Genomic DNA, 24,350 nt, shown 5'->3' with positions numbered 1-24,350 from the left:
GCACACCACGCCTGTGACAATCGCGGCGCACTCACCGGTCCGGTGCGCTCACTCCACGCCGATGAGCAGCGGCGCCGCGTGCTGGCCGCCGTCGTAGACGACCGTGTCCACGGCGAGATGGCGGGCGCGGACATGCCGCTCCAGCCGCTCGGCGAGCCCGTCGGGCGCGTCCGCGCCGAGGACCAGGGTGACCATCTCGCCGCCCGCGGACAGCATCCGGTCGAGCACGGCCGTCGCGATGCGGGTGAGGTCGGAGCCGATCACCACGACATCGCCGTCGATCAGGCCGAGCACGTCCCCGGCCTGGCAGACCCCGGCCATCGTCCACGACTGCCGCTCGGCGACGGCCAGCTCGGCGTAGCGGGTGGCGCCCGCGGCCGCGGTCATCGCGACCACGTCCTCGTCGAAGCTGCGGCCCGGTTCGTGCACGGCCAGCGCCGCGATGCCCTGCACGGCGGAGCGGGTGGGGATGAGCGCGACCCGTACGCCTTCGGTGCGGGCCTCTTCGGCGGCGGCCGCCGCGGTGTGCCGCAGGTCGGCGTCGTTCGGCAGCAGCATCACCTCGCGGGCGCGGGCCTGCCGGATCGCCTGCACCAGTTCGCCGCTGGCGGGCGGCTCTCCGGGGCGTACGGCGACCGGTGTCGCACCGGCCTGCGCGCACAGTCCGGCGAGCCCGGCGCCCGTTACCACCGCGACCACGGCCCGCGCCGTCATGGCGGGCTCCTTGGCGCGGGTGACGCCGCCGAAGTGGGTGATGCGGACGCGGTAGGGGCGGCCCGCCTCGATGCCGGCCTCCACCGCGGCGCCCGCGTCGTCGACATGGACGTGGACGTTCCACAGTCCGTCGCCGCCGACCACCACCAGGGAGTCGCCGAGCCCGTCGAGCCGGGTCCGCAGCCGCGCCACCGCCGCGTCCCCGGCCTCCAGCAGGTAGATCACTTCGAAGGAGGGCCCCTCAGGGCCGCCGCGGCCGTCCGTGGCCACCCGGTCCGCGACCTCGCAGCCGGCCGCCTCGGGGAGCGGGGCGTCGGCCCGTACGGCGACCGGTGTCGCCGAGACCTCCCCGGACAGCGCGTCGGCGAGCGCCCCCAGCAGCGCGACCAGGCCGCAGCCGCCGGCGTCCACCACACCGGCCCGGCCGAGGACCGCGAGCTGGCGCGGGGTGGCCTGGAGCGCGGTGCGGGCGCCCTCGTGGGCGGCGCGGGCGACCTCGGCGGCCTCGGCCCCGGCCTCCCCGGCGGCCCGCTCCGCTGCGTCGGCGGCGGCGGTCGCGACCGTCAGGACGGTGCCCTCCACGGGGTGGGCCACGGCCTCGTACGTCGATGCCGCGGCCCGGCGCAGCGCCTGCCGCAGCGCGTCGGCCGAACCGTCGCCGGCCGCCAGCACCTCCGTCATCCCGCGCAGCAGCTGCGCCACGATCGTGCCGGAGTTGCCGCGCGCCCCGATGAGTGCGCCATGGGCCATGGCACCGATCGCGTCGGCGAGGCGGGGTGCGGTGCCCGCCGAGGTGTGCCCGTCGAAGGCGGCCTCGACCGCGCGGGCGGCCGATTCGAGCGTCAGATAGAGGTTGGTGCCGGTGTCACCGTCGGCCACCGGATAGACGTTGATGGCGTCGATCCGCTCGCGTTCCCGGCCGAGCGCCTCCAGCGCCAGCCCGCACCAGGAGCGGACCGCGGCGGCGTCGAGCGGGTACGGCACGTCGTCCTCCTGGGTCACGGGATGCACCGCACAGTAGCCGCGCTCCGGCTGGGCGGCCGGGGCGGGGGCCGGGGGGTGCGTGGTAGTTTCGTTCTACGGGAGCGGTCGTTGTATGCTGCTCCGGTTGCCCGATGAGAATCGGGCCATTCCTCTCCTGACGGTGCCGGTCGGGCAATGCACTCGGCTCGTTGGGATTTCACCGTAAGTGCATCTGAAGTCTTTGGAGTGACCCGTGGCTGCCAACTGCGACGTCTGCGGCAAGGGGCCGGGCTTCGGCAAGAGTGTCTCGCACTCGCATCGCCGCACCAACCGTCGTTGGAACCCCAACATCCAGACGGTGCGTGCAGTGATCGGGCGCACGCCGAAGAAGCTGAACGCCTGCACCTCGTGCATCAAGGCCGGCAAGGTCTCGCGCTGACGTCTTAGCCGTAGCGCAGCCCAGCCGGTTGCTTGTGAAGCCGGTCCACCTTCGTGGTGGGCCGGCTTCTGCCGTTCCCGGGGACGGGTGCGGCCCCGGCGGCGCCCGGCCGCGCCGCCGACGGGAGCGTGGTCAGTGCGCGCCGCGGGTGCGCCAGCCGTGGTCCACGGGGCCGATCCCCGCGCCGAGCCGGAAGCCGGCCGCCAGGGCGCCGGTGACGTAGTCCTTCGCCGCCGCGGCGGCCTGCGGGACGGTGTCGCCCTTGGCGAGCTGCGCGGCCAGCGCGCTGGCGAGGGTGCAGCCGGTGCCGTGGGTGTGCCGGTTGTCGTGGCGCGGCGCGCGCAGCCAGTGCTCCTCGGTGCCGTCGGTGAGCAGATCGACGGCGCTGTCGCCGGACCCGTCGCCGGCCGCCAGGTGGCCTCCCTTGATGAGCGCCCAGCGCGGCCCGAACTCCAGGATCGCGGCGGCCGCCCGCCGCATATCGGCCTCCTCCCCGACCTGTACGCCGGTCAGCTGGGCGACCTCGTCCAGGTTGGGGGTGGCGACGGTGGCCGTCGGCAACAGGGCGCCGCGGACCGCGTCCAGCGCACTGGCGGCGAGCAGCGGATCGCCGTGCTTGGAGACCCCTACGGGGTCGATGACGACCGGGGCCCGCAGTCCGGCGAGCAGCTCCGCGACGGTTTGGACGAGTTCGGCCGAGGAGAGCATGCCGGTCTTCACCGCCTGCACGCCGATGTCGTCGACGACGCTGCGGAACTGAGCCCGTACGGCCTCGGCGGGCAGCTCCCACGCGCCCTGCACGCCCAGGGAGTTCTGCGCGGTGACGGCGGTGACCACGCTCATGCCATGGGTGCCGAGCGCCAGCATCGTCTTCAGGTCGGCCTGGATGCCCGCGCCGCCGCCGGAGTCGGAGCCGGCGACGGTCAGGACGCGTGGAGGTATGCGCATACCGCCGAATCTACTCGGCGGCACCCCACGGTCCCGCGGGCGCCCGAGTCGAGCCGCCCGTATCCCGCACGAACCGGTCGGCGTCCCGACGGAACTAGTCGGCGTCCCCGTTGTCGCCGAAGTGGTCCCAGCCGGCCTTCACCCACGGGGCGCCGTCCACCGTCACCTGGGGCAGCGCGGAGGGGTGGAGCACCTCGCCGATGACCTTCCACCGGGCGGGCAGCTTCACATCGGGCGGGAAGGTGGCCACGATCGCGTGATCCTCACCGCCGTTGAGCACCCACTGCATCGGGTCCACGCCGACCGCGGTGCCGATGTCGGACATCTGCGTGGGGATGTCGATGCCCGCGGACCGCAGATCGATCCGGACCTTGCTGGCCTCGGCGATGTGCCCGAGGTCGGCGACCAGCCCGTCGCTGACGTCGGTCATGGCGGTGGCGCCGAGTCCGGCCGCCGCCGGGCCCGCGTGGTACGGCGGTTCGGGGCGGCGGTGGGCCTCCACGAAGGCGCGCGGCGAGCGGAAGCCGCGGGAGAGGACGGCGTGCCCGGCGGCGGACCAGCCGAGCCAGCCGGTCACCGCGACCACGTCGCCGGGCTGGGCACAGGCCCGGGTGACCGGCTCCTGGTTGCGCAGATCGCCGAGCGCGGTGATGGCGACGGTGATGGTCTCGCCGCGTACGACGTCCCCGCCGACCACCGCTGCGCCCGCCACCTGGCATTCGTCGCGCAGCCCGTCCATCAGCTCGGTCGGCCAGGTCGCGGGGAGGTCCGCGGGGACGACCAGGCCGAGCAGGATCGCGGTGGGCACCGCGCCCATCGCCGCGATGTCGGCGAGGTTCTGCGCGGCGGCCTTGCGGCCGACGTCGTAGGCGGTGGACCAGTCGCGCCTGAAGTGCCGGCCTTCCAGGAGGATGTCGGTGCTGGCGACCACCCTCCGGTCCGGCGCGGTGACCACCGCGGCGTCGTCACCCGGCCCGATCCGTACGGCCGGAGTGGTGGTGAGCCGGGAGGTGAGCTCCCTGATCAGCCCGAACTCCCCCAGCTCGCCCACGGTGCCCTTCATGCTGTTGCCCTTCCCATGTGTACGGACGGTCCGTACGTGGCTGACGACTGTGCCGCACTTGCCGAGTTCACCGCGCGGGTCTCCCCGCTCCGCACGGTGACGCGGTACCGTGGCGTCCCTTCTTCCCACATGATCCTCGTAGCCGCCCTGGAGGTTCCGTGGTACAGGCCTACATCCTGATCCAGACCGAGGTCGGCAAGGCCTCGGCGGTAGCTGAGGTGATCTCCAAGATCCAAGGCGTGCTTCAGGCCGAGGACGTGACCGGGCCCTATGACGTCATCGTGCGCGCCGAGGCCGGCACCGTCGACGAGCTGGGCCGCATGGTGGTCGCGAAGGTCCAGCAAGTGGAGGGCATCACCCGCACCCTTACCTGCCCGGTCGTGCATCTCTAGCTCCCCGTATCCTCGGCCGGGTGATCTCCGCAACGCGCCGTCGGCACCTGGCCCTGCCCGCACTCACCGTGCTGTTCGCCGCGGTGAGCTGCACTCCTTCCGAGGACGTGGCCGTTCCCTCCCCCAAGGGTGCGGCGGCGCGGTACTGCACGGCGCTCCACAAGAAGTTGCCGCGGACCGTGGACGGGCTGGAGCGCGGTGATGCCGAGCCCGTCTCCGACTTCACTGCCATGTGGGGCGATCCTGCCGTGAAACTGCGCTGCGGGGTGCCGAAGCCCGACGTCCTGACGTACGGGAGTGAACATTACAACCCCAACGCCAACGCGGCGGAAGTCAATGGCGTCGATTGGCTCTTCGAGAAGCAGGATGACGGCTACCGCTTCACGACCGTGCTGCGCAAGGCGTATGTCGAGGTGACGGTGCCCGGGAAGTACGCCCCCGAGGTCGATGTGCTCACCGACCTCGCGGGCGCCGTGAAGAAGTCCGTTCCCGCAGGGGTCTAGGGTTCCGGCGCCGGTCCGCCGGGGCAGGCCGGGACCGGCCCCGGGAACCGGCGTGGCTCAGCGCAGCCCCGTGGAGCGATGCAGCGCGGCCTGGAGGAGCCGGTCGATCAGCTCCGGGTAGCTCACTCCGCTCTCCTGCCACATCCGCGGGTACATCGAGATGGGCGTGAATCCGGGCAGCGTGTTGATCTCGTTGATCACGAACTCGCCGTTGTCCTGGAGGAAGAAGTCCGCGCGCACCAGGCCCTCGCAGGACGCCGCGTCGAAGGCCGCGACCGCCAGTTCCTGGACCTTCGCGGTCTGCTCGGCGGTCAGCGGCGCCGGCACGATCCCGTCGGCCGAGTCGATGTACTTGGCCTCGAAGTCGTAGAAGTCGTGCGCGGTGACCGGCGGGATCTCGGCCGGCACGCTGGCCCGCGGGCCGTCCTCGAACTCCAGCACCCCGCACTCGATCTCGCGGCCGCGCAGCAGCGACTCGACGAGGATCTTGGGGTCGTGCCGGCGGGCCTCCTCGATCGCCTCGTCCAGGCCGCCGAGGTCGTCGACCTTGGTGATGCCCATGGACGAGCCGGCCCGCGCGGGCTTCACGAAGAGCGGCCAGCCGTGTTCCGCGGCGAAGTCCACGATCTTCCGGCGGGCGGCCGCCGGATCGTTCTCCCACTCCCGCGGGCGGATGACCTCGTACGGGCCGACCGGCAGCCCGAAGGAGGTGAACACCCGCTTCATGTAGTCCTTGTCCTGGCCGACGGCGGAGGCGAGCACGCCGGAACCGACGTAGGGCACCCCGGAGAGCTCCAGCAGACCCTGGAGGGTGCCGTCCTCCCCGTAGGGGCCGTGCAGGACGGGGAAGACGACGTCGACCTCGCCGAGCGCCTTGGGCACCGAGCCCGGCTCGCTGTAGACGACCTCGCGGTTGGTCGGGTCGACGGGGAGCACCACGGCGCCCTCGGCGGACTCGGTGAGCGCGGCCACGGTGGGCAGCTGCCGGTCCGCGATGGCCATCCGCTCGGGGTCGTCGGCGGTCAGCGCCCAGCGGCCGTCCGTGGTGATGCCGATGGGCAGCACGTCGTACTTCTCGCGGTCGATGGCGCGCAGCACGGCGCCGGCCGTGAGCACGGAGATGGCGTGCTCGGAGCTGCGGCCGCCGAACACGACGGCGACGCGGGGCTTGTGGTGGGAGGTCTCGCTGCTCATATCGGCTTGAGGGTACCTGCTGACCGGCACGGAGTCAGTGCTGCGGCGGCCGTTGGTGGCGTCGCGCACGGACACCGTGGGTGACGGGCCTCGGGCGAACGGCGCCGGAACGGCACATTCCGTAGCGTTTTCAGTGCCGCTCGGACTTGGCGCTGCGCGACATCAGGTCCTTGAGGGCGACCATCGGCGGCTTGCCCTCGTGGACGATCTCCACGACCGTCTCGGTGAGCGGCATGTCGACCCCGTGCCTGCGGGCCAGATCCAGCACGGATTCGCAGGACTTGACGCCCTCGGCGGTCTGCTTGGTGACCGCGATGGTCTCCTGGAGCGTCATGCCCCGGCCGAGGTTGGTGCCGAAGGTGTTGTTGCGCGACAGCGGCGAGGAGCAGGTGGCGACCAGGTCGCCCATACCGGCCAGGCCGGCGAAGGTGTGCGCGTCGGCGCCCATGGCCAGGCCGAGCCGGGTCGTCTCGGCGAGACCGCGGGTGATCAGGGACGCCTTGGCGTTGTCGCCCAGGCCCATGCCGGTGGCGATGCCGACGGCGAGCGCGATGACGTTCTTGACCGCGCCGCCCAGTTCACAGCCCACCACGTCGGTGTTGGTGTACGGGCGGAAGTACGAGGTGTGGCAGGCGGCCTGGAAGCGCCGGGCGACCGCCTCGTCGGCGCAGGCCACGACCGCGGTGGCGGGCTGCCGGGCGGCGACCTCCTTGGCGAGGTTGGGGCCGGTCAGCACCGCGACCCGCTCCGCGGGCACCTTGGCGACCTCCTCGATGACCTCGCTCATGCGCTTGGCCGTGCCCAGTTCGACGCCCTTCATCAGCGAGACCAGGACCGTGCCGTCGGGCAGCAGGGGCGCCCATTCGGCGAGATTGCCGCGCAGCGTCTGGGCGGGGACGGCCAGCACGGCGAACTCCGCACCGCGGGCCGCGTCCGCCGGGTCGGTGGTGGCCCGTACGGACGCGGGCAGCTCGACCCCCGGCAGGTAGTCGGGGTTCGTACGGCCGCTGTTGATGGCGTCGACCAGGGCCGCGCGGCGCCCCCACAGGGTCACCTCGCATCCCGCGTCGGCGAGCACCATCGCGAAGGCGGTGCCCCAGGACCCCGTGCCGTAGACGGCGCAGCGCGTCACTTGCTTTCATCCTCCTGTGCCTGCTGGGTGCTTCGGGCCTGCTGCGGGCCGACGGCCGGTTCGGTGGCGGCGGCCGGTTCGGCGGGGGTGTGGGCCGCTCCGGCGCCCTGGGTGGCCTTGGCGGCTTCCCGGGCGGCGCGGCGCTCCCGGGCGATCGCCTTGCGCCAGTCGTACGGTTCGACCGGCGCGGGCTCGCCGCGGACGACGGCCAGCTGCTCGGTGATCGCGGTCATGATGACGTCGGTGGCGGCCCGCAGCACCTCGGCGGTCGGTTCCTGGTCGTAGAAGGCGCTCAGGTCGACCGGCGGCCCCGCCTGTACCCGCAGTGTCTTGCGCGGGAGGAGCCGGAGCTTCTTCTCCTTGGCGTACGGCGGCATCGCGTCGTTGGCGCCCCACTGCGCGACGGGAATGACCGGCGCCTTCGTCAGCAGCGCCACCCGCGCGGCACCCGTCTTGCCCTGCATGGGCCACAGGTCGGGGTCGCGGGTGAGGGTGCCCTCGGGGTAGAACGCGACGCATTCGCCCTTCTCGATGGCGGTGACGGCGGCGCGGAACGCGTTGGCGGCGTCGGTGGTTTCCCGGTAGACGGGGATCTGTCCGGTGCCGCGCATCATCAGGCCGACAAAGCCGCTCTTGAAGAGTCCGGCCTTGGCGAGGAATCGGGGGACCCGCCCGGTGTTGTACTGATAGTGCGCATAGGAGAGCGGATCGAGATACGAGTTGTGGTTGACCGCGGTGATAAATCCGCCGTCGGCCGGAATGTGCTCCATTCCCTGCCAGTCCCGCTTGAACAGAACCAGGAGCGGCGGTTTGCAGATGACCGCGGCCAAGCGGTACCAGAAGCCGATTCTGCGGCGGGACACTGGGACACCCTCCTTGTGGGACCTGCGAAGCTGCTGCGGGCCGGCAGCCGCACAAGTGTCGCCCCAGGTACCCGCTATGTCGAGAACACCGTAACCCCGACGCTCCCGGAGAGCGGCGGCGGCAGGTGAGAATGACGCCGATGCGACGAGACGGAGCGGATGTGGGCTGGAGCCTGGTGGTGCCGCTGAAGCCGCTGGTGCGGGCCAAGAGCAGGCTCTCTCGGGCCGCGGGGGAAGAGTTTCGGCCACAGCTGGCCCTCGCCTTCGCCCTGGACACCGTGACAGCGGCGCTGGCCTGCGACAACGTCCGGGATGTGGCGGTTGTCACGGATGACCAACTGGCTGGAGAGCGCCTGTCGGCGCTCGGCGCGCGGATCGTGCCCGACACACCGGCCCGCGGGCTCAACGCGGCGCTGGCCCATGGAGCGAGCGCGGTCCGGGCGCGTCGTCCGGGCGCGCCGGTCGCCGCGCTGAACGCCGATCTGCCGGCCCTGCGCCCCGCCGAGCTGGAACTGGTGCTCCATTCCGCTTCGCTATTTCCCCGTGCATTTCTCGCGGATGCGGCGGATATCGGGACAACACTTCTGACCGCGACTTCCGGCGCGGAATTGGAACCGGCATTCGGAGGCGCGTCGCGGGCCCGTCACCTGGCGTCCGGAGCGCAGGAGATCACCGGGCCGAAGGCGCCGTCGGTACGCCGGGACGTGGACACCGGCGAGGATCTGCTGGCCGCGCTGACGCTGGGCGTGGGCCCGCACACGGCGCTCCAGGCGCCGCGGCTCATGGCGGGGGCGGCCGCGCCGGAGGGGTCGAAGCGGCTGCCGCCGCCGCAGGTCAGAGCGTCTGGAGCGTGATCAGGACGATCCTGCGGTCGTCCCCTTCGCCGGTGAGGTCGATCCGGACCCGCTGACCGGGCCGCAGCAGCAGCAGACCGCCGGCGTCGAAGGCCGCCGCGTCGAAGGGCAGCGGGGTGCCGTCGTCCAGCAGCACGCTGCCGGAACGGGTCTCGGAGTCGTACGTATACGCGGTGGCCTGCATGGGAGAGAGCCTAGACGAGGAGGTCCCGGGCCCCTCCGGCCGCCCGTACGGCGGCGGGAACCAGTAAGGCGGTGGGAGAAGAGCTGCGGCCCGCTCCTCCGCACGGCCCCGGACGCACCGCGGGCCGGGCTCCCCGAAGGGAGACCGGCCCCACGCGTGGCGTCGCCGCTGCCGAATTACCGCTTGCGCGCGGTGGTCTTCTTGGCGGTGGTCTTGCGTGCCGTGGCCTTCTTCGCGGGGGCCTTCTTCGCCGTCGCCTTCTTCGCGGGGGCGGTCTTCTTCGCCGTCGCCTTCTTCGCGGTGGTCTTCTTCGCCGTCGTCTTCTTGGCGGCGGCCTTCGTGGCGGGAGCCTTCTTCGCCGTCGTCTTCTTGGCGGTGGTCTTCTTCGCCGCGGTGGTCTTCTTCACCGCTGCCTTCTTCGCCGTCGTCTTCTTGGCGGCGGCCTTCTTGGCGGTGGCCTTCTTCGCGGCGGCCTTCTTGATGGCGGCACCGCCGGTCAGGCTGCCCTTGGGCGCCTTCTTGACGGAGACCTCGCCACCCTTGGGGAGCTTCTTCGAGCCGCTCACCAGGTCCTTGAAGCCCTGACCGGCGCGGAAGCGCGGCACCGAGGTCTTCTTGACCCGCACGCGCTCACCCGTCTGCGGGTTGCGGGCGTAGCGGGCCGGACGGTCAACCTTCTCGAACGAGCCGAATCCGGTGACCGAAACGCGGTCGCCGGAGACAACTGAACGGACGATTGCGTCCAGTACGGCGTCCACGGCGTCCGCGGCGTTCTGGCGGCCGCCGAGCTTGTCGGCAATGGCTTCTACGAGCTGCGCCTTGTTCACGTCTTCCCCTTCGGAGACATTGCTGGAACGAAAGTTTCCAAGCTTTTTCGCACGTTAGGCAGATATATACCGCAAATCAAACACGAAACGGGCTAATCACCCTTGTGCCGCAACGAACTCGACCTTCACGGACTTCCATCGGTGTGCACATCTTCGGGATAACGACCTTCGTCGAGGTCAGCCATGAAGCACTCCAGACGCCTTGCCGCGTCCGCAAGATCGTGTTTAGCCGCAGCCGTGATGACGAGCAGCTTCCGGGTCAGCGCCATCCGTACGCCCTCCGGGACTTGCAGTGTCCGCACTCTTGTATGTGCGTCCTTGAGACGGTCGGCGACGAGACCGTAGAGCTCGAGTTGGTCGTCGCGTTCCATGCGCTAATTGTGCCATCTGCGGCGAGTTGTCGCTTCACGGGGCCTCAACAGACGCCTCAACACGACGATGCGCCCCCTGCCAACTGCACAGGGGGCGCATCGTACGCAATATAGCTTTGAGCCATAAAACCCGAGGTCAGACCTCGATGGTACGCGGCTTGAACGACGGCCGGTTCGCCTCGTAATCCACGATGGACGACTCCTCCCGAAGGGTGAGGCTGATGTCGTCCAGCCCCTCCAGCAGGCGCCAACGGGCGTTCTCGTCCAGCTCGAAGTCCGCGGTGACGCCCTCGGCGCGCACCTGCCGGCCGACCAGGTCCACCGTCACCTCGGCGGCCGGATCGTTCTCCAGCAGCGTCAGGAGCCGGTCGACGGTCTCCTGCGGCAGCACCACCGTCAGCAGCCCGTTCTTGAGGGAGTTGCCACGGAAGATGTCCGCGAACCGCGAGGAGATGACGGCCTTGAAGCCGTAGTTCTGAAGCGCCCAGACGGCGTGCTCACGCGAGGAGCCGGTACCGAAGTCGGGGCCGGCGACCAGCACCGTGGCGCCCTTGTAACGCTCCTGGTTGAGGACGAACTCCGGGTCCTTGCGCCAGGCCTCGAACAGCCCGTCCTCGAAGCCGTCGCGGGTGACCTTCTTCAGCCAGTGGGCCGGGATGATCTGGTCGGTGTCCACGTTGCTGCGGCGCAGCGGGACGGCCCGGCCGGTGTGGGCGGTGAAAGCTTCCATGGTTCAGACTCCCGCGGGCGTGGCGACGTGGGACTGGCCGGCCGTTGCGGCCAGGTCGGCCGGTGAGGCCAGATGGCCGAGAACCGCCGTTGCGGCGGCGACCTGCGGCGAGACCAGGTGCGTACGCCCGCCCTTGCCCTGCCGGCCCTCGAAGTTGCGGTTGGAGGTGGACGCGGAGCGCTCACCGGGCGCCAGCTGGTCGGGGTTCATGCCCAGGCACATCGAGCAGCCCGCGTGCCGCCATTCGGCGCCCGCCGCGGTGAAGACCTTGTCCAGCCCCTCGGCGACGGCCTCCAGGGAGACCCGGACCGAGCCGGGGACGATCAGCATCCGTACGCCGTCGGCGACCTTGCGGCCTTCCAGGATCCCGGCCGCGGAGCGCAGGTCCTCGATACGGCCGTTGGTGCACGAACCTACGAAGACGGTGTCCACCTTGATGTCCCGCAGCGGCTGACCGGCCGTCAACCCCATGTATTCCAGGGCCTTTTCGGCGGCGAAGCGCTCCGAGGCGTCCTCGTACGAAGCCGGGTCGGGGACGCTCGCCGAAAGCGGCGCGCCCTGGCCGGGGTTGGTGCCCCAGGTGACGAACGGCGCGAGCGCGGAGGCGTCGATGCGCACCTCGGCGTCGAAGACCGCGTCGTCGTCGGTGCGCAGCGTCTTCCAGTACTCGACCGCGGCGTCCCAGTCCGCGCCCTGCGGGGCGTGGTCGCGGCCCCGCAGGTAGTCGAAGGTGGTCTCGTCCGGCGCGATCATGCCGGCCCGGGCGCCCGCCTCGATCGACATGTTGCAGATGGTCATCCGGGCTTCCATCGACAGCTGCTCGATGGCCGAACCGCGGTATTCCAGGACATAGCCCTGGCCGCCGCCGGTGCCGATCCGGGCGATGATCGCCAGGATCAGGTCCTTGGCGGTGACACCCTCGGGCAGCTCACCGTCGACGGTGATCGCCATGGTTTTGAAGGGGGCCAGCGGCAGCGTCTGGGTGGCCAGCACATGCTCGACCTGGCTGGTGCCGATGCCGAACGCCAGCGCGCCGAAGGCTCCGTGGGTGGAGGTGTGACTGTCACCGCAGACCACGGTGGTGCCGGGCTGGGTCAGTCCCAACTGCGGTCCCACGACGTGGACAACGCCCTGCTCGACATCGCCCAGCGGGTGCAGCCGGACCCCGAACTCCGCGCAGTTCTTGCGCAGCGTCTCCAGCTGGGTGCGCGAGACCGGGTCGGCGATCGGCTTGTCGATGTCGAGGGTCGGGGTGTTGTGATCCTCGGTGGCGATGGTCAGGTCCGTCCGGCGCACCTGGCGGCCGGCCTTGCGAAGGCCGTCGAACGCCTGCGGGCTGGTGACCTCGTGCAGCAGGTGCAGATCGATGAAGAGGAGGTCGGGCTCGCCTTCCGCGCGCCGGACGACATGGTCGCCCCAGACCTTCTCCGCGAGTGTCCGTCCCATCGCTTTCCCTCCGACCGGCCGCATTGCCGGCCTTTCTCGTCCGTGCGCGATGCCCGCAGAATTCCCCTTGCCGGGCCGTACGCCGGGCCCTGGTCGAGGGCCACACCTACAGATTGACGACTTCCCTGGAAAATTGAACTTGCGTTTCACAGTGTGAGACGCGAGTATCGTTGCATGGACAACTCTAGCGGCGTCGGCGTTCTCGACAAGGCAGCTCTGGTTTTGAGTGCCCTGGAGTCCGGTCCGGCCACCCTCGCCGGGCTGGTCGCGGCGACAGGGCTCGCACGACCCACGGCCCACCGGCTGGCCGTGGCACTGGAACACCACCGGATGGTGGCGAGGGACATGCAGGGCCGGTTCATCCTGGGCCCGCGGCTGTCCGAGCTGGCCGCGGCGGCCGGTGAGGACCGCCTGCTGGCCACGGCGGGTCCGGTGCTCACCCACCTACGCGATGTGACCGGCGAGAGCGCCCAGCTCTATCGCCGGCAGGGCGATATGCGGATCTGTGTGGCGGCGGCGGAGCGGCTGTCCGGATTGCGGGACACCGTCCCGGTGGGCTCCACGCTCCCCATGAAGGCCGGCTCGGCCGCCCAGATCCTGATGGCCTGGGAGGAGCCCGAGCGGCTGCACCGCGGCCTCCAGGGCGCGCGCTTCACGGCCACCGCGCTGTCCGGCGTACGGCGCCGGGGCTGGGCCCAGTCGATCGGCGAGCGGGAGCCGGGCGTGGCCTCGGTCTCCGCCCCCGTACGTGGCCCCTCGAACCGCGTGGTGGCCGCCGTATCGGTCTCCGGCCCGATCGAGCGGCTGACCCGCTACCCGGCCCGGATGCACGCCCAGGCGGTCATCGACGCGGCGGCCCGCCTCTCCGAGGGCCTGCGGCGCACCGGCTGAGCGCCCCGCCGCGGGGCGAGGAGCAATCGGCCACGACGCCGAAGGGGCGGCCCCTGCGTCAGCACGGGCCGCCCCGGGCGCTCAGGCCGCCATCCGGTCCGCGGCCCGCTCCCCGCGGCGGCCGACCGGCACCGTCCCCAGGGCCTCCCCCAGCCCGTACGACGGCATATTGAGGTAGATGCTCTCGTGCGAGCCCGCCGGGACGACATAGGTCTCGTGCCAGAAGCCGACCTTGTTCCGCCCCTCCCGCACCCGCCGGTTGAACGCCGCCCAGGCCGGCCGGTGCTCGCCGCTCTGATCCGCGGCGTACGCGAACAGCTTCTCCTTCGAGTCCCAGTACTGGAGGACGGCGAAGTGCCTCGGCAGTCCGGGCAGCAGCCGGTACCCGATCATCCCGCTGTCCGGATCCCGGGCCAGCCCCTTGATCATGCGCGGCATGGCCAGGAACACCGGCAGCCAACTGCGCACCGCACGCCAGCTGTTGAAGCGCATCCCGATGAGGAAGACCACCACCTCCCGGCCACCGTCCGCCGTCATCCGCCCCTGCACCGGCTTGCCGCTCATGGCAGCCCCCTTCCGACACCGGATAGCTTCGCTATCCATACTTAGATAGTGACACTCCCCAATGGAGGGCGCAAGGGGGGAGTGACCGACAAGAGGGGGAAGTGGCCGGCGGGGCCGATCGAGCGCAGCGGGGCGTCCGCTCCGGGCCGGCGGAGTCCAACCGGCACCCGGGAAGCGGTAGTTGACACGAAAAGGCCCCCCGCATGATGCGGGGGGCCTTTTCTTTCTGTACCCCCGACCGGATTCGAACCGGCGCTACCGCCTTGAGAGGGCGGCGTGCTAGGCCGCTACACAACGGGGGCAAGTCTTCTTGCAGTTGGGAGCTTCACGAGGATGCTCCGCGCTGGGCTACCAGGACTCGAACCTAGACTAAATGAACCAGAATCACTCGTGCTGCCAATTACACCATAGCCCATGGTGGTTTAGACCAGTACCCCCGACCGGATTCGAACCGGCGCTACCGCCTTGAGAGGGCGGCGTGCTAGGCCGCTACACAACGGGGGCCCTAGCGATCCTGCATGAGTGACAGCGGGTGCGACCCGGACTGTCTCCCTGGGAAGGATCTGTACCCCCGACCGGATTCGAACCGGCGCTACTGCCTTGAGAGGGCAGCGTGCTAGGCCGCTACACAACGGGGGCTTTGCAGATAAGCTCTGCGAGCTGGCCTACCAGGACTCGAACCTAGACTAACTGAACCAGAATCAGTCGTGCTGCCAATTACACCATAGGCCATCAAAGCGCAACCCCCCGTGGGGGGTTTTATTTTGACTGCGCCTCCCGGCCGGGCCTCTCGGCCCTCTCGGGCGGCGCAGGAAGAACATTACCTGATCGTGGACGGCGCACCAAAACCGATAACTCCGCGCAACAGCTCGGGGAGCTCCGCCAGGCTCGCGATCCGACGCACGCCCTCGGGCAGCTCCTCACCGGTGCCCGCACGGTCCAGCCATACGGCCGTCAGCCCGGCGTCCCGGGCGCCGAGCGCGTCGATGTCGAGCTTGTCGCCTATGTAGACGACCTCGTCGGGGGTTAGGCCGAGCGCCTGACAGGCGCCCGTGAACGCCTCCGCGGCGGGCTTGGCGCACCCCAGCGCGTCGGAGCAGAGCACCGCCTCGAAGCGGGTGCGGATCCCCAGGGCGGTCAGCTTGCGCTCCTGGTTGGCGGTGGTGGCGTTGGACAGCACCGCCTGCCGTACGGGGGGGCCAGGGCCGCCAGGGCGGGCGCGGAGTCCGGGAAGAGCGTCCAGGACGCTTCGTAGTGCGCGATGTACCGGCCGAACCAGGCGTCCGCCTCGGTGTCGGAGAGCGGCGTCCCCAGGAACGTCCGGGCCCGGCCTCTGCGGTGGTCGAGAAAGCCCACCTCACCGGCGAGGAAGCGGGCGAACTCGGTCTCCATGGCCGTCCGCCAGCGCTCCAGGGCCGCCGCTTCGCCGCCGTACGCGTCGAGGAGGCCCTCGGTCCGCAGGTGCCGCAGGACACCGGCCCGGTCCGACCCGGTGTAGTCGAAGAGGGTGTCGTCGAGGTCCCACAGGACGGCTTGCAGGGGCATACCGCCAATCTAAAGGCAGCGGATATGCGAGGGGCCCGGACGCCGTGCGGCATCCGGGCCCGGGGGCGCAGGGGGCGGTCAGCCGGCCAGCTTGGCCAGGGCCGCGTCGATGCGCTGGAGGGTGCGCTCCTTGCCCAGGATCTCCAGGGACTCGAAGAGCGGCAGGCCGACCGTGCGGCCGGTGACGGCCACCCGGACCGGGGCCTGGGCCTTGCCGAGCTTGAGGCCGTGCTCCTCACCGGCGGCCAGGACGGCCTCCTTGAGGGGCTCGGGGCCGGCGGTCCAGTCGGCGGCGTCCAGCTTGGCGCGGGCGGTGGTGAGCAGGGCGGCCGGGTCGCCCTTCATCGCCTTCGTCCAGGACGCCTCGTCCTCGACAGGCTCCGCGCGGAAGAGGAAGTCGACATTGGCGGTGATGTCGGAGAGGACCGTGAGGCGGGTCTGGGCGTGCGGGGCGATGGCCCGCCAGGCGGCCTCGTCGAAGTCCTCGGGGGCCCAGTTGGCGTGCGGGGCCGTCAGCCAGGGCTCGCAGGCCGTGATGAAGGACTCCACGTCCAGGCGCCGGATGTGGTCGGCGTTGATCGCCTCGGCCTTCTTCAGGTCGAAGCGGGCCGGGTTGGCGTTGACGTCCGCGATGTCGAACTTCTCGATCAGCTCCTGCACCGAGAAGAGGTCCTGGTCGGCGGAGAAGGACCAGCCGAGCAGCGCAAGGTAGTTGAGAAGGCCCTCGGGGAGGAAGCCGCGCTCGCGGTAGAGGTTGAGGTTGGCCTGCGGGTCGCGCTTGGAGAGCTTCTTGTTGCCCTCGCCCATCACGTACGGGAGGTGGCCGAAGGCCGGGATCTCCTTGGCCACACCCAGCTCGATCAGGGCCCGGTAGAGGGCGATCTGGCGGGGGGTGGAGGAGAGCAGGTCCTCGCCGCGCAGGACGTGGGTGATCCCCATCAGGGCGTCGTCGACCGGGTTGACCAGGGTGTACAGCGGGGCGCCGTTGGCGCGGACGATGCCGTAGTCCGGGACGTTCTCCGGGGTGAAGGTCAGCTCGCCGCGCACCAGGTCGGTGAAGGTGATCGGCGCGTCGGGCATCCGGAAGCGGACGATGGAGGTGCGGCCCTCGGCGTCGTACGCGGCCTTCTGCTCGGCGCTGAGCTCGCGGCACTTGCCGTCGTAGCCGGAGGGCTTGCCGGCCTTGCGGGCGGCGTCGCGGCGCTCGTCGAGCTCCTCGGTGGTGCAGTAGCAGTGGTAGGCGTGGCCGGCGGCGAGGAGCTTGTCGGCGAGGTCCTTGTAGAGGTCCATGCGCTGCGACTGGCGGTACGGCGCGTGCGGGCCGCCGACCTCGGGGCCCTCGTCCCAGTCAAAGCCGAGCCAGTGGAACGACTCCAGCAGCTGCTGGTAGGACTCTTCGGAGTCGCGGGCCGCGTCGGTGTCCTCGATCCGGAAGACCAGGGTGCCCTTGTTGTGCCGTGCGTAGGCCCAGTTGAACAGGGCGGTACGGATCAGGCCGACATGGGGGTTACCGGTCGGGGAGGGACAGAAACGGACGCGGACGGGGGTCGCGTTAGCCACGCTTGATCACCTTGTTGGTGAGAGTGCCGATGCCTTCGATGGTGACGGCGACCTCGTCGCCGACGTTGAGGGGGCCGACCCCGGCCGGGGTGCCCGTGAGGATGACGTCGCCGGGGAGCAGGGTCATCGCCTCGGTGATGTGGACGATCAGGTCCTCCACCGGGCGGACCATGTCGCTGGTGCGGCCGAGCTGGCGCTGTTCGCCGTTGACCGTGCACTGGATGGCGAGGCCGGCGGCGATGTCGGCCGGGTCCAGCCCGGTCTCGACCCAGGGGCCGAGCGGGCAGGAGCTGTCGAAGCCCTTGGCCCTGGCCCACTGCGCCTCGCGCTGCTGCACATCGCGGGCGGTGACGTCGTTGGCGCAGGTGTAGCCGAGGATCACGTCCTTGACGCGCTCGCGGGGCACCTCACGGCACATCCGGCCGATGACGACGGCGAGCTCCGCCTCGTGGTGCACCTCCTGGGAGAAGGAGGGGTACGCGATGGGGTCACCGGGGCCGATCACCGAGGTGGACGGCTTGAAGAAGGTGACCGGGACGTCCGGGACGGTGTTGCCCAGCTCGGCGGCGTGTTCGGCGTAGTTGCGGCCGATCGCGACGACCTTGTTGGGGAGGACCGGCGGCAGCAGCCGGACCTTGTCGAGGGGGACCTTCTGGCCCGAGCGCTCGAATTCCGCGAAGGGATGCCCCTTGATGACGTCGAGTTCGCCGCCTTCGAGGACGCCGAAGCCGACGTTGCCGTCGATGGAGAATCTTGCGATGCGCACGGGTTGCCGTTGCCCCTCATTGATCACTGGCCGGAGTTGACACTCCAGGCTATCGCGGGGCTGCTGCCGTTCCGCCGCTGATTACGCCGGGACGCCCTGCTCGGGAGCGGTCATCAGGACCGTACGGCGGGGGTTGGCGGTCTGGGCCGGCAGGTCGACGGTGTGCTCCGGGGCCTCGGTGCCGAGCTCCTCGGCGTCGGTGAGGTGGGCCAGGGTGGTGCGCCGCGGGTTGGCTATGTTGCGGAACATCATCGTCGTCTTCACTGCTGCATGCCTCGCGTCATCGGAGTGGGGATAAGGGCTTGCGGAAAGCTGCCTTGTCATTCTCGGCAACTGTGTAAAGCGTCAGGCTAAGCGCGCTATTCCCTGCGATGCGCAGGGGGACTCAATGATCTTCCTGTGAGTTTGCTCACGAACTGTGCGACAAATGCCGCATTTTCCATGATCAACAACCCTGGGCGAATCGGACAATGGCGGATTGAAGTGCACGTTCCGCTCCCGATCACCGCACCTGGGACAGCCTGGAGGGGCGGCCGACTCGCGGATAAAAGTCCGTTATCGACGGTGAAATCTTCGACACGTCGTAACGCCTTCCATACATTGCGTCACCCAAGTCACAGTGCGGGACTCCGCTCTTGTTGGAGATCCTGCACTGTGCTGGAATTCCACGGACCGCCGCATGTTTGAGCCGGCGCGCAGGGCGCAACGAAGCGCCGCGCGGCGGTGCCGTCCGCTCCGATCGAGAGGGCAGCCCGCCGGTCATCACGACCGCCATGGGGGGACTTTGCGGTCCCCATACGACTCGACACCGTCCCGCCGAGGTGGGACGCCTGGTCCAGAGGTTGCGACGCTAGTGCAGGGACGTTTCAAGAGGGATGGCAGCGCTGCGGCGGACCCGGAGCTGCGCGGCGGAACCGACCGCGCCTCCTCGCCCCAGCGCGCCCAGGGCAACGGTTCCGCCGGGGGCAGCACACTGCCCGTCGACGGGGGCGGCCAGGCGCCGGGCAATGACGCCGCGGACAGCGGTAAGCCCAAGGCGTCGAAGGGGGCCAGTGGCCCCGGGTCGCGAATAGCACTGCGCAACTGGCGCATCAGCACCCGTCTGGTCTCCCTGCTCGCGCTTCCCGTGGTCGCCGCGACCACGCTGGGCGGTATGCGCATCGGCACGTCGCTGGAGAACATCGACCAGCTCGACAAGATGCAGCTGCTCACCGAGATGACCCGGCAGGCGACCGAGCTCGCCGACGCGTTGCAGGTGGAGCGGGACAAGTCGGCCGGTCCGCTGGCCGGCAGCGGGAACGCCAAGGACGACGCCAACGTCGTCGCGCCCCGCGAGGCGACCGACCGCGCCCGGCTGTCGTTCAACCAGGCCACCGATGACATCCGGGGCCAGGACGCCACGATGACCGGTGTCCGGGCGACCGTCCTGGAGATCACCCGACAGCTCAACACCCTCAACGAGATCCGCAACAACGCCTACAAGGACACGGACAACTCGACCCGGACGGTCACCAGCTACAACCAGCTGATCAACTCGCTGCTGTCGCTCTCCCAGGACATGGCCCAGGCGACCAGCAACCCGGAGATGATCCGCAGTACCCGTGCGCTGGCGGCGTTCTCGTCGGCCAAGGAGTACGCGTCGATCCAGCGCGCCCTGGTCAGTGCCGGCCTCGCCCACGAGGGCGGCCCGCAGCTGTCCTCCAACGACCGGCTGGCCGGCCGTAACGCGGAGAACAACGAGAAGGCGGCCCGCGACCGCTTCTCGCAGATCTACACCAGCAACGGGGAGAACAGCGCCGGCGCGCTCACCCGTGGTCTGGACGGCAACAACGACGAGATCAAGGCCGCGGTGGCCTTCGCGCACCGCGCCTTCGCCAGCGGTTCCGGCATCCGCAGCCAGGACTACCGGTACCTCGACTGGTACGACTCCGACACCGTCAAGATCGACGAGATGTCGCGGATCGAGACCACGCTGCTCTCCGAGATGGAGCAGAAGTCCCGCGAGCTGCGCAACGAGGCGACCCAGTCCGCGATCGTCAGCGGTGCGCTGATCCTGCTCGTCCTCGGTGTCTCGCTGGTCGGCGCGTTCGTCGTGGCCCGGTCCATGGTCCGCTCGCTGCGCCGGCTCCAGGACACCGCGCAGCGGGTCGCCCAGGACCGGCTGCCCGAGCTGGTCAAGCAGCTGTCCGAGTCCGACCCGCAGGACGTCGACACCTCCGTCGAGTCCGTCGGTGTGCACAGCCGGGACGAGATCGGCCGGGTGGCCGCGGCCTTCGACGACGTGCACCGCGAGGCGGTCCGCCTCGCCTCCGAGCAGGCGCTGCTGCGGGGCAACGTCAACGCGATGTTCACCAACCTCTCGCGCCGTTCCCAGGGCCTGATCCAGCGTCAGCTCTCGCTGATCTCCGAACTGGAGTCCCGCGAGGCCGACCCGGACCAGCTGTCCTCGCTCTTCAAGCTCGACCACCTCGCCACCCGCATGCGCCGTAACGGTGAGAACCTCCTGGTCCTCGCCGGTGAGGAGCCGGGGCGCCGGTGGACGCGGCCGGTGCCGCTGGTCGACGTGCTCCGTGCCGCCGCCTCCGAGGTGGAGCAGTACGAGCGGATCGAGCTCAACGCCGTACCGCAGACCGAGGTCGCCGGCCGGGTCGTCAACGACCTCGTGCACCTCCTCGCCGAGCTGCTGGAGAACGCCACCTCGTTCTCCTCCCCGCAGACCAAGGTCAAGGTCACCGGTCACGCGCTGCCCGACGGCCGGGTGCTGGTCGAGATCCACGACACCGGTATCGGCCTGTCCCCCGAGGACCTGTCGGCGATCAACGAGCGGCTGGCCAGCCCGCCGACCGTGGACGTCTCGGTCTCCCGGCGGATGGGGCTGTTCGTGGTCGGCCGGCTGTCCCTGCGGCACGGCATCCGTATCCAGCTGCGGCCCTCCGACTCCGGCGGCACCACCGCGCTGGTCATGCTGCCGGTCGATGTCGCCCAGGGCGGCAAGAAGCCGGCGCCCAGCAGCGCCAAGGGCGGCGGCGACCACGGCGGCACGCCGTCCAGCCGGCTCGCGGGGCTCCAGCCGCGCGGTCAGGTCGGTTCGGGCCCGTCGGCCGGCGGGCGTCCCGCGCTGCCCGGCCGCGGCGGCCCCGGCGGCGGTGCGCCCGGCGCCTTCGGTGCCCCGGCGCCCTCCGGCCGTACGGCCCCGCCCGGTGCGGGCTCGCCCGGCGCCCCGGCGCAGGGCGGCGACGCCCGCCCGGCCGCCGGCCGTCCCGCCGGCTCGCGTCCCTCGCTGCCCACCCGCGGCGCGGACAGCGGCCCGGCGCCCACGGTCGCCCCGCCGACCGGCGCCCCGCGCCGCGAGGAGCGTCCGCAGCTGCCCGCCCGTGGCCCCGCGGCCGAACTGCCCAGCGGTCCGCCCGCCGGCGGTCAGGGCGGCGGCCAGGGCACTCAGCAGCCCGGCGGTACGAGCTGGGGCGCGCGCCGTGACCGCGGTGGCTCCGACGACTGGCCGCTGACGCCCCGCGAGACGCAGGAGCGGCCGCGCGGCCACGAGGAGCCGGAGACCACCGGCAGCTTCGAGCGGCCCACACCGCCGAGCGGCGGCCCCGGTGACACCGCGGCGTTCGCCCGTCCCGACTTCAACGGTCCGCCGCCCACCGCGGACAGCGCCCCGCGCGGCCCCCGCCCGCAGGACGCGCGTCCGGCCGGCCAGGGTGCGGGCAACAACGGCCCCGCCGACACCGGGCAGTTCCCGATGCCGGACGGCAACACGGGCCAGTACGAGACCGGTCGCTACGACACGGGCCAGTACCAGCGGCCCGAGAGCGACACCGGTCAGTACCAGCGGCCCGACAGCGACACCGGCCAGTACGACACCGGCCAGTTCGAGACCGGCCAGTACCAGCGGCCGGACGCCGACCGGGCCGCGTACGCCGACGAGTCGCAGGGCACCGGGCAGTTCCCGGTGCAGCGGCCGCAGGACAGCGGTGCGCCGTCCGCCGATGTGCTCGGTGACGCGGACGCCGGTCCCGGTGACGGCCGTACGCCGATCTTCGACACCATCGAGTCCAACTGGTTCAACCACCCGGCGGCCGCCGCTGCCGGGGTACCGCCCCAGGGCGACGCCGAGCCCGAGGCACCGCGGCCGCCCCGCCGCCAGGCCGCACCGGACGCCCCGCAGCGCGGCGAGGCACGCACCGGCGTGCGCGGCGAGGCACCGGTCAACGGTGCGCGCGGCACGGCGCCGGCCGAGGCCGCCAGCCAGTGGCGCAGCTCGCCGAACGACGAGACGTGGCGGCAGGCGGAGCAGATCCGCCAGCCCGCCGCGGGCGGTATCACCACCTCCGGGCTGCCCCGCCGGGTCCCGCGCGCGAACCTCGTCGCGGGCACCGCGCAACAGCAGCAGTCGACCCAGAGCGGTCCCCAGGTCTCGCGTGCGCCCAGTGACGTGCGCGGGCGGCTGACCAATCTCCGTCGGGGTATTCAGCAAGGCCGAGAGGCCGGGACGTCGTCCACCGGCACGCACGGCGTTGTCGATCCCACTCACCAGCAGGAGCGTTAGTTGAGTCCGATGAGCCAGGCGGCGCAGAACCTGAACTGGTTGATCACCAACTTCGTGGACAACACCCCCGGGGTGTCGCACACGGTGGTGGTCTCCGCGGACGGTCTGCTCCTCGCCATGTCCGAGGGCTTCCCCCGTGACCGTGCCGATCAGTTGGCGGCGGTGGCCTCCGGCCTGACCTCGCTGACCTCCGGCGCGTCCCGCATCTTCGAGGGCGGGACGGTCAACCAGACCGTGGTGGAGATGGAGCGTGGCTTCCTCTTCATCATGTCCGTCTCCGACGGATCGTCGCTGGCCGTGCTGGCGCACCCCGAGTGCGACATCGGCCTGGTCGGCTACGAAATGGCTCTGCTGGTCGACCGCGCGGGGACGGTGCTGACACCGGATCTGCGCGCCGAACTTCAGGGCAGCCTGCTGCACTGAACGGCGCCCGCAGCGCCGCTCCGTACAGCACCAACCATCCATGTGCCGCACCCCCCACCGGCCCAACATCAGTTGTCCCGCCCGGAGGACCCATGACCCCGCCACCTGCCACTTCCGGCCCGTACGGCGCCTACAGCCAAGCGCCGTACGGGAACGAAGGTGACCAGCCGCTGGTGCGCCCGTACGCCATGACCGGAGGCCGGACCCGGCCGCGCTACCAGCTCGCCATCGAGGCGCTGGTCAGCACGACCGCCGACCCCTCCCAGGTGCCCGGGCTGCTGCCCGAGCACCAGCGGATCTGCCACCTGTGCCGTGAGGTGAAGTCGGTCGCCGAGGTCTCCGCGCTGCTGCACATCCCGCTGGGTGTGGCGCGGATTCTGGTCGCGGACCTGGCGGAAGCCGGGATGGTGGCGATCCACCAGCCGGGCGGCAGCGGTGAAGCCGGTGGCACGCCAGACGTGACCTTGCTCGAGAGGGTGCTCAGTGGACTTCGCAAGCTCTGACAGCGGTTCGGACGGGACTACGGCCCGCGCCACGACCTCCGCCAAGATCGTGGTGGCGGGTGGCTTCGGCGTGGGCAAGACCACGTTCGTCGGGGCCGTCTCAGAGATCAACCCGCTGCGCACCGAGGCCGTGATGACCTCGGCCTCGGCGGGTGTTGACGATCTCAGCCACGTCCAGGACAAGACCACGACGACCGTGGCGATGGACTTCGGCCGGATCACCCTGGACCAGGACCTGATCCTGTACCTCTTCGGTACGCCGGGTCAGGACCGCTTCTGGTTCATGTGGGACGACCTGGTGCGCGGCGCGATCGGCGCGGTGGTCCTGGTCGACACCCGCCGTCTCGCCGACTGCTTCCCGGCCGTCGACTACTTCGAGAACAGCGGACTGCCGTTCGTCATCGCCCTCAACGGCTTCGAGGGGTACCAGCCCCACACGCCGGACGAGGTCCGTGAGGCGCTCCAGATCGGCCCGGGGACGCCGATCATCGCCACCGACGCCCGGCATCGCAACGAGGCCAAGAGCGCGCTCATCACGCTCGTGGAGCACGCGCTGATGGCCCGGCTCCAGTAGCCCGTCGCCACCGGCCCGCCGCCATTCGGCGCGGGCCGCGCGGCAGTTGTCAGGGGCGGGGGCGCGTCCCCCTGCCCCGGACCGGATTACGGCATCCCTGAGTCGATCTGTGTCCTTCGACACGCCCACAATTTTGCTTCATAACGTTTCGACAGTGAATCAGCAGGGTTTCGACACCCCGCGCGCATGCCCGGCTTCGCTGCGCTCACAATTCTCCTGCATTTTGGCGCGGCTCGCCCTTAACGCCCCTTTTATCTCGGGCCCTTTAGCGCCTGCTCCCGCTTTACCCAGTGTTTGGAACGCACCGCCCTGACGTGCTGAAATTCGCTGAACTCCGGAGTAGGAACGC

General features: G+C 70.8%; 24 protein-coding genes, 5 tRNA genes and 1 pseudogene. 9 read left to right on the top strand and 21 right to left on the bottom strand.

From position 1 onward, the window contains the following. Positions 1–48 precede the first annotated feature (48 nt). Positions 49–1,698 (bottom strand): DAK2 domain-containing protein, encoded by a 1,650-nt coding sequence (locus tag AC3EUV_RS18855; RefSeq protein WP_432142115.1) that lies wholly within the window; start codon positions 1,696–1,698, stop codon positions 49–51. A 232-nt stretch (positions 1,699–1,930) separates the two neighbouring features. Between AC3EUV_RS18855 and rpmB the strand changes: the two genes are divergently transcribed. Further along, entirely contained in the window at positions 1,931–2,116 is a 186-nt protein-coding gene (gene rpmB, locus AC3EUV_RS18850) for a 50S ribosomal protein L28 (protein ID WP_006602870.1), read from the top strand. Positions 2,117–2,248: 132 nt separating this feature from the next. Here rpmB and thiD read toward each other — a convergent pair whose 3' ends face one another. Together thiD and AC3EUV_RS18840 are read right to left on the bottom strand one after the other, a co-directional pair. Continuing rightward, the gene (gene thiD / locus AC3EUV_RS18845) at positions 2,249–3,064 is read right to left on the bottom strand and encodes a bifunctional hydroxymethylpyrimidine kinase/phosphomethylpyrimidine kinase (RefSeq protein WP_432142080.1); all 816 of its coding nucleotides are present in this window, start codon (positions 3,062–3,064) and stop codon (positions 2,249–2,251) included. Between the two features lie 94 nt (positions 3,065–3,158). After that, positions 3,159–4,127 carry a thiamine-phosphate kinase gene (locus tag AC3EUV_RS18840; RefSeq protein ID WP_435603393.1) on the bottom strand — a complete coding sequence of 323 codons (969 nt, stop codon included), beginning with the start codon at positions 4,125–4,127 and terminating at the stop codon, positions 3,159–3,161. A 158-nt stretch (positions 4,128–4,285) separates the two neighbouring features. Here AC3EUV_RS18840 and AC3EUV_RS18835 point away from each other — a divergent pair, with 158 nt between their 5' ends. Both AC3EUV_RS18835 and AC3EUV_RS18830 read left to right on the top strand, forming a co-directional pair. Beyond that, positions 4,286–4,519, top strand: a complete 234-nt coding sequence (locus AC3EUV_RS18835; RefSeq protein WP_042149276.1) for an Lrp/AsnC ligand binding domain-containing protein — start codon at positions 4,286–4,288, stop codon at positions 4,517–4,519. A gap of 23 nt (positions 4,520–4,542) precedes the next feature. Then, positions 4,543–5,022, top strand: a complete 480-nt coding sequence (locus AC3EUV_RS18830; RefSeq protein WP_435603401.1) for a DUF3515 domain-containing protein — start codon at positions 4,543–4,545, stop codon at positions 5,020–5,022. Between the two features lie 57 nt (positions 5,023–5,079). On the opposite strand, the gene AC3EUV_RS18825 is transcribed toward AC3EUV_RS18830, so the two are convergent. From AC3EUV_RS18825 to AC3EUV_RS18815, 3 genes are all read right to left on the bottom strand, one after another. Beyond that, positions 5,080–6,216 carry a D-alanine--D-alanine ligase family protein gene (locus AC3EUV_RS18825; RefSeq protein ID WP_432142078.1) on the bottom strand — a complete coding sequence of 379 codons (1,137 nt, stop codon included), beginning with the start codon at positions 6,214–6,216 and terminating at the stop codon, positions 5,080–5,082. A 130-nt stretch (positions 6,217–6,346) separates the two neighbouring features. Continuing rightward, on the bottom strand, positions 6,347–7,348 hold the full coding sequence (locus tag AC3EUV_RS18820) for an NAD(P)H-dependent glycerol-3-phosphate dehydrogenase (protein ID WP_432142077.1): 1,002 nt from the start codon (positions 7,346–7,348) through the stop codon (positions 6,347–6,349). Continuing rightward, positions 7,345–8,211 carry a lysophospholipid acyltransferase family protein gene (locus AC3EUV_RS18815; RefSeq protein ID WP_432142076.1) on the bottom strand — a complete coding sequence of 289 codons (867 nt, stop codon included), beginning with the start codon at positions 8,209–8,211 and terminating at the stop codon, positions 7,345–7,347. The genes AC3EUV_RS18820 and AC3EUV_RS18815 overlap by 4 nt, the downstream gene beginning before the upstream one ends. Before the next feature lie 131 nt (positions 8,212–8,342). Here AC3EUV_RS18815 and cofC point away from each other — a divergent pair, with 131 nt between their 5' ends. Further along, positions 8,343–9,065, top strand: a complete 723-nt coding sequence (gene cofC / locus AC3EUV_RS18810) for a 2-phospho-L-lactate guanylyltransferase (RefSeq protein WP_432142075.1) — start codon at positions 8,343–8,345, stop codon at positions 9,063–9,065. Here the strand turns inward: cofC and AC3EUV_RS18805 are convergent. The 5 genes from AC3EUV_RS18805 to leuC all read right to left on the bottom strand — a co-directional run bounded on the left by AC3EUV_RS18805 (position 9,046) and on the right by leuC (position 12,623). Next, positions 9,046–9,249 carry a hypothetical protein gene (locus AC3EUV_RS18805; protein WP_387237319.1) on the bottom strand — a complete coding sequence of 68 codons (204 nt, stop codon included), beginning with the start codon at positions 9,247–9,249 and terminating at the stop codon, positions 9,046–9,048. The two genes, cofC and AC3EUV_RS18805, sit on opposite strands and share 20 nt — an antisense overlap. A gap of 176 nt (positions 9,250–9,425) precedes the next feature. Continuing rightward, complete coding sequence (locus AC3EUV_RS18800) at positions 9,426–10,076, bottom strand: HU family DNA-binding protein (RefSeq protein ID WP_432142074.1); 651 nt, start codon at positions 10,074–10,076, stop codon at positions 9,426–9,428. Between the two features lie 125 nt (positions 10,077–10,201). After that, positions 10,202–10,447, bottom strand: coding sequence for an SCO5555 family protein (locus AC3EUV_RS18795; protein ID WP_386690827.1), 246 nt, complete (start codon positions 10,445–10,447; stop codon positions 10,202–10,204). Between the two features lie 136 nt (positions 10,448–10,583). Further along, positions 10,584–11,177 carry a 3-isopropylmalate dehydratase small subunit gene (gene leuD / locus AC3EUV_RS18790; RefSeq protein ID WP_435603392.1) on the bottom strand — a complete coding sequence of 198 codons (594 nt, stop codon included), beginning with the start codon at positions 11,175–11,177 and terminating at the stop codon, positions 10,584–10,586. Positions 11,178–11,180: 3 nt separating this feature from the next. Continuing rightward, a complete protein-coding gene (leuC, locus tag AC3EUV_RS18785) occupies positions 11,181–12,623 on the bottom strand; it encodes a 3-isopropylmalate dehydratase large subunit (RefSeq protein WP_432142072.1) in 1,443 nt (480 codons plus the stop codon). Between the two features lie 174 nt (positions 12,624–12,797). On the opposite strand from leuC, the gene ndgR reads away from it, so the two are divergent. Then, positions 12,798–13,514 (top strand): IclR family transcriptional regulator NdgR, encoded by a 717-nt coding sequence (gene ndgR / locus AC3EUV_RS18780; RefSeq protein ID WP_432142071.1) that lies wholly within the window; start codon positions 12,798–12,800, stop codon positions 13,512–13,514. Between the two features lie 81 nt (positions 13,515–13,595). Here the strand turns inward: ndgR and AC3EUV_RS18775 are convergent, their stop codons facing one another. The 10 genes and pseudogenes from AC3EUV_RS18775 to AC3EUV_RS18730 all read right to left on the bottom strand — a co-directional run bounded on the left by AC3EUV_RS18775 (position 13,596) and on the right by AC3EUV_RS18730 (position 18,213). After that, positions 13,596–14,078 carry a DUF4188 domain-containing protein gene (locus tag AC3EUV_RS18775; protein ID WP_435603391.1) on the bottom strand — a complete coding sequence of 161 codons (483 nt, stop codon included), beginning with the start codon at positions 14,076–14,078 and terminating at the stop codon, positions 13,596–13,598. Between the two features lie 229 nt (positions 14,079–14,307). After that, positions 14,308–14,380, bottom strand: a tRNA-Glu gene (locus AC3EUV_RS18770). 41 nt (positions 14,381–14,421) lie between these two features. Next, a tRNA-Gln gene (locus AC3EUV_RS18765) sits at positions 14,422–14,493 on the bottom strand. A 16-nt stretch (positions 14,494–14,509) separates the two neighbouring features. Then, positions 14,510–14,582, bottom strand: a tRNA-Glu gene (locus tag AC3EUV_RS18760). 62 nt (positions 14,583–14,644) lie between these two features. Then, positions 14,645–14,717, bottom strand: a tRNA-Glu gene (locus AC3EUV_RS18755). Positions 14,718–14,738: 21 nt separating this feature from the next. Beyond that, positions 14,739–14,810: transfer RNA gene (locus AC3EUV_RS18750), tRNA-Gln, on the bottom strand. Between the two features lie 88 nt (positions 14,811–14,898). Continuing rightward, positions 14,899–15,623 (bottom strand): annotated as a pseudogene (locus AC3EUV_RS18745) (HAD family hydrolase). 78 nt (positions 15,624–15,701) lie between these two features. After that, complete coding sequence (gene gltX / locus AC3EUV_RS18740; protein WP_432142068.1) at positions 15,702–17,183, bottom strand: glutamate--tRNA ligase; 1,482 nt, start codon at positions 17,181–17,183, stop codon at positions 15,702–15,704. Beyond that, a complete protein-coding gene (locus AC3EUV_RS18735; protein ID WP_432142067.1) occupies positions 17,176–17,949 on the bottom strand; it encodes a fumarylacetoacetate hydrolase family protein in 774 nt (257 codons plus the stop codon). Before AC3EUV_RS18735 ends, gltX begins: the two co-directional genes overlap by 8 nt. An 81-nt stretch (positions 17,950–18,030) precedes the next feature. Next, positions 18,031–18,213 (bottom strand): hypothetical protein, encoded by a 183-nt coding sequence (locus AC3EUV_RS18730; protein WP_328548176.1) that lies wholly within the window; start codon positions 18,211–18,213, stop codon positions 18,031–18,033. 589 nt (positions 18,214–18,802) lie between these two features. Between AC3EUV_RS18730 and AC3EUV_RS18725 the strand changes: the two genes are divergently transcribed. The 4 genes from AC3EUV_RS18725 (at position 18,803) to AC3EUV_RS18710 (ending at position 24,001) form a co-directional block, all read left to right on the top strand. Then, positions 18,803–22,501: a sensor histidine kinase gene (locus tag AC3EUV_RS18725; RefSeq protein WP_432142066.1), complete on the top strand. Its 3,699-nt coding sequence runs from the start codon at positions 18,803–18,805 to the stop codon at positions 22,499–22,501. Positions 22,502–22,510: 9 nt separating this feature from the next. Next, positions 22,511–22,924, top strand: a complete 414-nt coding sequence (locus AC3EUV_RS18720) for a roadblock/LC7 domain-containing protein (RefSeq protein WP_018087200.1) — start codon at positions 22,511–22,513, stop codon at positions 22,922–22,924. A 92-nt stretch (positions 22,925–23,016) separates the two neighbouring features. After that, positions 23,017–23,427 carry a DUF742 domain-containing protein gene (locus tag AC3EUV_RS18715; protein WP_435603390.1) on the top strand — a complete coding sequence of 137 codons (411 nt, stop codon included), beginning with the start codon at positions 23,017–23,019 and terminating at the stop codon, positions 23,425–23,427. After that, a complete protein-coding gene (locus AC3EUV_RS18710) occupies positions 23,408–24,001 on the top strand; it encodes a GTP-binding protein (RefSeq protein ID WP_432142065.1) in 594 nt (197 codons plus the stop codon). The genes AC3EUV_RS18715 and AC3EUV_RS18710 overlap by 20 nt, the downstream gene beginning before the upstream one ends. Positions 24,002–24,350 lie beyond the last annotated feature (349 nt).

It is taken from the genome of Streptomyces sp. bgisy130, from assembly GCF_057708345.1.
Note: the sequence above shows the minus strand (reverse complement) of the source record. Positions and strands in the feature narration are given on the sequence as shown.

What these genes read in the sequence shown, in the direction of transcription:
- leuD (WP_435603392.1), bottom strand. Translation starts at nt 11,177, where the DNA reads ATGGAAGCTTTCACCGCCCACACCGGCCGGGCCGTCCCGCTGCGCCGC.
- thiD (WP_432142080.1), bottom strand. Translation starts at nt 3,064, where the DNA reads ATGCGCATACCTCCACGCGTCCTGACCGTCGCCGGCTCCGACTCCGGC.
- AC3EUV_RS18840 (WP_435603393.1), bottom strand. Translation starts at nt 4,127, where the DNA reads ATGAAGGGCACCGTGGGCGAGCTGGGGGAGTTCGGGCTGATCAGGGAG.
- AC3EUV_RS18795 (WP_386690827.1), bottom strand. Translation starts at nt 10,447, where the DNA reads ATGGAACGCGACGACCAACTCGAGCTCTACGGTCTCGTCGCCGACCGT.
- AC3EUV_RS18805 (WP_387237319.1), bottom strand. Translation starts at nt 9,249, where the DNA reads ATGCAGGCCACCGCGTATACGTACGACTCCGAGACCCGTTCCGGCAGC.
- leuC (WP_432142072.1), bottom strand. Translation starts at nt 12,623, where the DNA reads ATGGGACGGACACTCGCGGAGAAGGTCTGGGGCGACCATGTCGTCCGG.
- AC3EUV_RS18775 (WP_435603391.1), bottom strand. Translation starts at nt 14,078, where the DNA reads ATGAGCGGCAAGCCGGTGCAGGGGCGGATGACGGCGGACGGTGGCCGG.
- ndgR (WP_432142071.1), top strand. Translation starts at nt 12,798, where the DNA reads ATGGACAACTCTAGCGGCGTCGGCGTTCTCGACAAGGCAGCTCTGGTT.
- AC3EUV_RS18825 (WP_432142078.1), bottom strand. Translation starts at nt 6,216, where the DNA reads ATGAGCAGCGAGACCTCCCACCACAAGCCCCGCGTCGCCGTCGTGTTC.
- AC3EUV_RS18715 (WP_435603390.1), top strand. Translation starts at nt 23,017, where the DNA reads ATGACCCCGCCACCTGCCACTTCCGGCCCGTACGGCGCCTACAGCCAA.
- cofC (WP_432142075.1), top strand. Translation starts at nt 8,343, where the DNA reads ATGACGCCGATGCGACGAGACGGAGCGGATGTGGGCTGGAGCCTGGTG.
- AC3EUV_RS18720 (WP_018087200.1), top strand. Translation starts at nt 22,511, where the DNA reads ATGAGCCAGGCGGCGCAGAACCTGAACTGGTTGATCACCAACTTCGTG.